The organism is Anabaena sp. UHCC 0451 (assembly GCF_034931405.1).
Classification (GTDB): Bacteria; Cyanobacteriota; Cyanobacteriia; order Cyanobacteriales; family Nostocaceae; genus RDYJ01.
Genome location: NZ_JAYGHA010000004.1, coordinates 24,309 through 29,641 on the forward strand (window position 1 = coordinate 24,309; position 5,333 = coordinate 29,641).

At 35.1% G+C, this 5,333-nt stretch carries 4 protein-coding genes; 1 reads left to right on the forward strand and 3 read right to left on the reverse strand.

What is annotated here, in order from left to right; all coding sequences use genetic code 11:
* Positions 1 to 14 precede the first annotated feature (14 nt).
* A complete protein-coding gene (gene dprA, locus VB694_RS04035) occupies positions 15 to 1,142 on the reverse strand; it encodes a DNA-processing protein DprA (RefSeq protein ID WP_323359028.1) in 1,128 nt (375 codons plus the stop codon).
* A gap of 71 nt (positions 1,143 to 1,213) precedes the next feature.
* A complete protein-coding gene (locus VB694_RS04040) occupies positions 1,214 to 1,873 on the reverse strand; it encodes a DUF2301 domain-containing membrane protein (protein WP_323359029.1) in 660 nt (219 codons plus the stop codon).
* 217 nt (positions 1,874 to 2,090) lie between these two features.
* Between VB694_RS04040 and VB694_RS04045 the strand changes: the two genes are divergently transcribed.
* The gene (locus VB694_RS04045; protein WP_323359030.1) at positions 2,091 to 3,461 is read left to right on the forward strand and encodes a serine/threonine-protein kinase; all 1,371 of its coding nucleotides are present in this window, start codon (positions 2,091 to 2,093) and stop codon (positions 3,459 to 3,461) included.
* A 481-nt stretch (positions 3,462 to 3,942) separates the two neighbouring features.
* Here the strand turns inward: VB694_RS04045 and VB694_RS04050 are convergent, their stop codons facing one another.
* A complete protein-coding gene (locus VB694_RS04050) occupies positions 3,943 to 4,887 on the reverse strand; it encodes a trypsin-like peptidase domain-containing protein (RefSeq protein ID WP_323359031.1) in 945 nt (314 codons plus the stop codon).
* Positions 4,888 to 5,333: the final 446 nt, after the last annotated feature.

Below are 5,333 nucleotides of genomic sequence, written 5' to 3' on the forward strand. Positions count from 1 at the left end.
AATTCCCCAGTCACCTACAATTTCTGATATCGCATTCCTGGGAGTTGGGAAACTAAACCCATCAATTCCAACTGTAATAAAGAACTAGAAACTAAACCCGCATCCATACCTGTTTTTTGCACAATAAAATCAAAAGGTAAAGCATCAACAGCTAAGGTATTTATTACCTGTTGTAATTCTGGTTCTAACTGAGGTTGAGTAGGTTGAGATAAAGAAGCAAATTTAACTATTGGAGTCTCTACATCTATTTGGGGAATAGCACCCAACATCGTTAATAATTCATTCAATTGTTGATTTATTATACCTGCACCTTGACTAATTAATTTTAAACATCCTTGAGATGGTTCATCATCCACTCTTCCCGGTAAAGCATAAACATCTCGACAAAATTCATTTGCATAATTCGCAGTTATTAAAGCACCTGATTTTTCTCCAGCTTCCATCACTAATACCGCACGACTTAAACCAGCAATAATGCGATTTCGACGGGGAAAATGGGTACGGTTAGGTGCAGTTTTTGCAGGATATTCACTAATTACTATCCCAGATTTCAAAATCTCTTTATATAAATCTTTATTTTTATAGGGATAAATGACATCTACACCTGTTCCCACAACCGCTATTGTTCTTCCTCCCGCTTTCATTGCTGCTGTATGACTTTCCGTGTCTATTCCTGCGGCCATTCCCGAAACCACAGTAAAACCATTTTTTGCTAAAGCGGTGCTAATTTGACGAGTCCATTTAATTCCATATTCTGTAGGTTGACGAGTTCCCACAATTCCTACTAAGGGTTTTTGTGCTGCATTTTCTTGTAAATCAACTTCACCACGATAATATAAAATTGCTGGAGGTGTGGGAATTTCTTTTAATAATTGTGGATATTCTGCGTCTGCTGGTGTCCAGAAATTCGGGTTTATTTGTTGATGTTGAATAAGTAGTTGTTCTGGGTTTAACCTGCTTTTCTGTTGGACGACTTTTTCTAATGTTTGAAATCCAAAACCTTCTACTTTTCGCAATTCCGCAGGACTTGCTTTCCAAGCTGTTTCTAATTTACCAAAATGCTGGTTGAGTCTTTGTAAGAATATTGGACCAATTCCCGAAATTTGCGACCAAGCTAACCAATATGCTCTTTCTTGTATCAATTATTTTTCCTTTTTCTTTATATATTTTTTTTAACTAACCGCAGAGACGCAGAGGACGCAGAGGTAAGAGTTTATTGTTTGGCTAATTTTTGATTTTTTAAATAATCAAATACTGATTTATCACCTATATCATCAGGAATATTTTGCACTGTTTTCCGCAACGCAAAGACTAGAAATAAAATTGCCCAAATTCCTAATAAAACCTGTTCTGTTTGTGCTGAGAAAATCCCCGCTAAATGTCCTAACAAAAGCAAGGGAACTAGGGGAGTTAGGATTTTAGTTTCTAACCGATGAAAACAAAAACCTTCTTTAAAGAAAATACCTGTTAATGCTGCAAATGTGAAACCAACACCAAATAAAGTCAGAGGTTGATTATAAACAGTAATTGCAAAAGGTTGACTATCAAAATGTGCAAAAATCAAAGCTGAAATACTGCCAATTATCCAGAAAAGCTGGAGAATTTGGTGCAGTAATTTCATATAGATGTGAATAGTAAATAAACTCACACCTAAAGCTAAACTAAAACAGGTGTAAAGCGGAGTAATAGCTTGAATTGCAGCAGGTTCATGGGGATAAAATAAAGCTAAACCGCTACCAATCGCAAAACTAATTGCAGCTATCATTAAACCTGTACGATAGATGATAACACCTGTGCGATCGCTTTTCGTAATTGTAAATTCTCCAAACTGACCTTGATAGACTTCTGGTGTAGATAATATTTGTGTAGTCATATTTAATAATGGATGATATGTTTAACAGACTTCTATAGCTATTCTATCTCATTTGTGAATTTTCACAGTATCCCAATTTCCATCTTCTCATACCCTTTCTCTTAGCCCCCCTTTTTAAGGGGGGTTGGGGGGATCTAATTTCCCAGTTTTCCGTAAAATTGCGATCGCCAATGATTTAAAATAGGTATATGATATTCTGGGTAGAGGGGTGAATCTGATGATTGGTAGAATCATTACAGCACGTTACAAAATCATTGAAAAGATAGGAAATGGTTCATTTGGTACGACTTATTTAGCCATAGATACCCAAATACCAGAACCTAACGAATGTATAGTTAAGCATTTTACACCATTAAGCACAGAACCAGAACTGTTAAAAAAATCTAAAGAATTATTTGAACGCGAAGCAAAAACCCTCAACCAACTTGGTAAACATCCACAAATACCAATGCTTTTAGCACATATCCAAGAAAATCAAGATTTTTTTATAGTTCAAGAATATATAGCAGGACATGATTTAACACAAGAATTACCGAATAATGTTCCTCTGAATGAAGATTTCGTGATTAAATTAATCAAAGAAATTATCGAAGTCTTAGTAATTATTCATGAGCAAGAAGTAATTCACCGTGATTTAAACCCAAAAAATATCAGAAGACGGATAACAGACAAAAAAATAGTAATCATTGATTTTGGTGCAGTCAAAGAAATCAGCACTCAATATGTAGGAAATCAACAACCACAAAATGGTACAATTATTGGTACTCCTGGATATACACCAAAAGAACAAGCTGATGGAAATCCAGTATTTAGCAGTGATATTTATGCTGTAGGGATGATTGGTATTCAAGCAATTACAGGGATACATCCTATAAATTTATCAGTAGATAGTCGTACAGGAAAATTGATTTGGCGTAATGATATTAAAGTTAGTAATAAACTTGCAGATGTGTTGGATAAAATGGTGAGTTATCGTCATCAAGACCGTTATCTCACTGCAAAATCAGCGTTAACAGCATTGGAAAACATCTCAGATAAAAAATTGAAATTACCTAAAATTAATCCTCTTTTTTTGAAAGTTGCATTTACAGGATTAATAATAACAATTGCTGTTGTTTTATTTCTCAACCGTCGTTTTCCCGAATGTGGAGGAAAATTAGCAACTTATCAAAATACTGAATATAATCTGAATATTAAATATCCCGAATGTTGGCAAAGAGACGAATCAGCAGAACCATTTTCAGGAAAAATATTGACATTAATTCAACCTCAAGAAAATGCCAAGTTGATTATTAGTATTTCTCAATATTCAGGAACATTAGATAATTATCAAAAACTGCATATCCAGGATATAGAAAATCATTTAGAAGCAGGTTCAGTAATAGAAGAAGGTAAAACTATTGTCGCTAATAAACCAGGGAGAACAATAATTGCTACTGGTAAAAATGGGGATAAAAATATCAAAAATTTCTATGTAATGACATTGAGAGAAAATCAAGCTTATATATTTACTTATTCCGCAACAATAGCTGATTATGATAAGTTTTTACCAACAGCAGAAAAGATGATTCAATCATTAGAACTTTAACACGAGGATGTGATTGTTAAATTTCTAGTTTTCCTTTGCGTCTTTGCGTCTTTGCGTGAGATTTTGTCTAAATCAGGATATCCAGAATTAAAGGATTTAACCCCTTGACATTTTTCTAGTTTAGGTTATCATTAAATTATAGTGGGAATCTGTGTCGGCATATAGGGTCAGATTTAAAACTCACAGAGTCATAAAAAACAATCAATATCAAAAATCCTGGTGCAAAGATATCCAATTTCTTTTTTCATCCTGCTGAAGATTAAAAAATAAAGTGAGAAGTCGGGGATAAAACATCCTGTAAATCCTGAAATCCTGGATATCCTGATTCTGACAAAGTTTAATATTAGGTTTCACGCAAAGGAGCAAAGGAGCAAAGACGCAAAGGAAAACCATAAATCTAACAATCACATCCTGTAAAACCTGAAATCCTAGATATCCTGATTCAGACAAAATCACCGTTATTGTAATTTTTTAATTCTATTCAAAGCATCTTGATAATCTTCATTTTACCTTGTTGTTGATATAATTTTGCAGCTTGGTTGTAATCTGCTATAGCACCTTGCTTATCTCCTAAATCAGAACGGGCATTTCCTCTTCCTAAATAGGCATCGGCATCATTAGGATTGATTTTAATAGCTTCACTATAAGCTACTATTGCCCCACGATTATCGCCTTTCTCTCGCTTATCGAAACCCAAAGCAAAATAATCATCCGCAGTTAACCCCCCACCTCTAGGTTTAGCAGTTACACCCGTAGAAAGTCTGATAAAAGTATTAATAGGAACACCAGCATATCTATTATGATTCCTATTTTCATACTCATCACCCCGGCCATGAATACCTATTACCTCACCTTGCTGGTTTAACACCGGTCCCCCACTCATACCCCTGACAGTCTGGTTAGTATAAACCAAGTTATAACCACCATCCACAGTCACCTGTTTAGCATTAGCCGAAACCTCCCCATTAAAACAGTCATAAAGAGGAATAGGAATACTACCAGTTTGGGGACGAAAACCACCCACATAAACATTATCCCGACGTTTAACCACATCAGAATTACCCAACTTAGCAATTTGATAACTTCTATTACTGCTAAACTGCACCACCGTTAAATCTACAGCAGTTCCCAGAGGTTTGATATTCTGCACATTAATGGGATAACGTTGTCCATCAGGGGTGACAATGGTATATCTTAAATTCTGATCTCGGAAATTATGAAAAGCAGTGAGAACAGAATAAGTATTTCCATCCTTTTTGATTAAAGTTCCCGAACCATTGTATTTACCATTATCAATTAAAACCGTGATTTTTTCGGCTATAGTATCTATTTCTTTACTGCATGATAAACCCTGGGCGGTTGCTGGTGGTGTCAGGGTGAGGGAGGATAGGATAAATAAGGTGGGGATAGTATATTTATAGTGCATATTATTATTTTGTCTGATAGCGTAGCGTGGCGCAAGCCATATCAGGATATCCAGGATTTTAGGATTTACAGGATGTGATTGTTAAATTTATGGTTTTCCTTTGCGTCTTTGCTCCTTAGCGTCTTTGCGTGAAACCTAATATTAAACTTTGTCAGAATCAGGATGTCCAGGATTTTAGGATTTACAGGATGTGATTGTTAAATTTATGGTTTGATTTTGCGTCTTTTTTTGTCAGAATCAGGATGTCCAGGATTTTAGGATTTTCAGGATGTGATTGTTAAATTTCTGGTTTTCCTTTGCGTCTTTGCGACTTTGCGTGAGATGTGAGATTTTGTCTAAATCAGGATAACCAGGATTTAAGGATTTTCAGGATGTTATTTAATGATAGTTTGTAGGAAGTTAAGGATTTTTTGTTTATTATGATATGGCTACACCACGCTTCGCTA

Excerpts from the sequence above, each read along its gene's own strand:
- VB694_RS04050 (WP_323359031.1), bottom strand. The coding sequence starts at position 4,887 with ATGCACTATAAATATACTATCCCCACCTTATTTATCCTATCCTCCCTC.
- VB694_RS04045 (WP_323359030.1), top strand. The coding sequence starts at position 2,091 with ATGATTGGTAGAATCATTACAGCACGTTACAAAATCATTGAAAAGATA.
- VB694_RS04040 (WP_323359029.1), bottom strand. The coding sequence starts at position 1,873 with ATGACTACACAAATATTATCTACACCAGAAGTCTATCAAGGTCAGTTT.